The sequence below is a fragment of the Pseudoruegeria sp. SK021 genome, assembly GCF_002119405.1.
GTDB lineage: Bacteria > Pseudomonadota > Alphaproteobacteria > Rhodobacterales > Rhodobacteraceae > Meridianimarinicoccus.
The window spans coordinates 1-1376 of sequence record NZ_MTBG01000101.1 but is presented as its reverse complement, the minus strand read 5'-3'; the positions used below and the strand labels follow the sequence as shown (position 1 = coordinate 1376).

The window sequence follows — 1376 nt, the reverse complement described above, 5'->3', positions numbered from 1 at the left end:
GAGATATGGGCGAAAGTTGGTGACGCCTGATCAGGCGGCTGTTTGAAGTTGGCGGAGTCCGTCGCGGAACTCAATCCCCTGGATGATTTCAGGCATTCGATTTTGACCGTCGAGTTTGCGCCATTTCTTCTGCGCCGACATCATCAGCTTGAACGCCATGGCCAGACCGGTCTTACGACTGAGACAGCCCTTGGTTCGCTTGGTGCGGTGCCGGACGGTGGCGAAGGTGCTTTCGATCGGATTTGACGTCCGGATATGTTTCCAATGTTCGGCCGGGTAGTCGTAGAACGTCAGCAGCGCGTCGCGGTCCTTGACCAGCTTGGCAGCCGCCTTGTCGTATTTGACACCGTAAGTTTTGACGAAGAAATCGAAGGCCGTTTCGGCCTCGGCGCGGGTCTCGGCCTGCCAGATGTCGTGCAAATGGCCCTTGGCTTTTGACTGCAGGGATTTGGGCATCGCGTTCAGTACGTTCATCGTTTTGTGCACCCAACAGCGCTGTTCCTGCGTCGTGGCAAACACCTCGCGCAGGGCGGTCCAAAACCCTAGTGCCCCGTCACCGATGGCCAGTTTCGGGTCCTGTTTCAGGCCGCGGCGTTTGAGATCGAGCAGCACCTCGCGCCAGCTTTCCGTGCTTTCGCGAAAGCCGTCGGTCATCGCCAGCAGCTCCTTTCGGCCGTACTCATCGGCCCCGACGACCACCAGAACACATTGTTTTTCCTCAGCCATCCGTGGTTTGAAGTAAACTCCGTCCGCCCAGATGTAGAGAAAGCGGCGCGTGCTGAGATCGCGCTTTTCCCATCCCTCGTACTCTGTCCACCAATCGGCCTTCAGCCGCGTGATAGTCTTGGCGGAAAGGCCCTTGGCGTTCGGACCCAGGAGGGCCTCTAGGGCCTCCGTGAAATCGCCGGTCGACACCCCCTTGAGGTAAAGCCACGGCAGCAACTCTTCGACCGATTTCGCTTTGCGCAGGTAGCGCGGCAGGATGCTGGGCGTGAAGGTGATCTTGTCGTCGCCTATTCCGCGATCTCGCACTCGCGGGACCTTCACGGGTACCGGACCCACGCTGGTCAAAATTTCGCGTTCCGGCAAATGTCCATGCCGGACCAACCTGGCCCGGCCGTCCTTGAGCTTGTCCTTGGCGAAGGAGGCCATCAACGCGGCAAGCTCCGCCTCGATCGCTTGTTCGATCAGCTTGCGGGCCCCATCCCGGATGACACCGGTCAATGGGTCCGGGGAAAATCCGGATGGATCAGGCAGCTGGCTAGTGGTATTCTCTGGCACGTGGCATATCCTTTTCTCGGCTGAGAATTGACGGCGTCTGAACACCGCCATGATATGCCGCCCCTCAGGGCATCACCAACTTTCGCGCGTTACTC

At 59.2% G+C, this 1376-nt stretch carries 1 protein-coding gene; it reads right to left on the bottom strand.

All coding sequences use genetic code 11. The features are described from left to right. Positions 1 to 30: 30 nt before the first annotated feature. Positions 31 to 1332, bottom strand: a complete 1302-nt coding sequence (locus BV911_RS18745) for an IS256 family transposase (protein ID WP_371588365.1) — start codon at positions 1330 to 1332, stop codon at positions 31 to 33. Positions 1333 to 1376 lie beyond the last annotated feature (44 nt).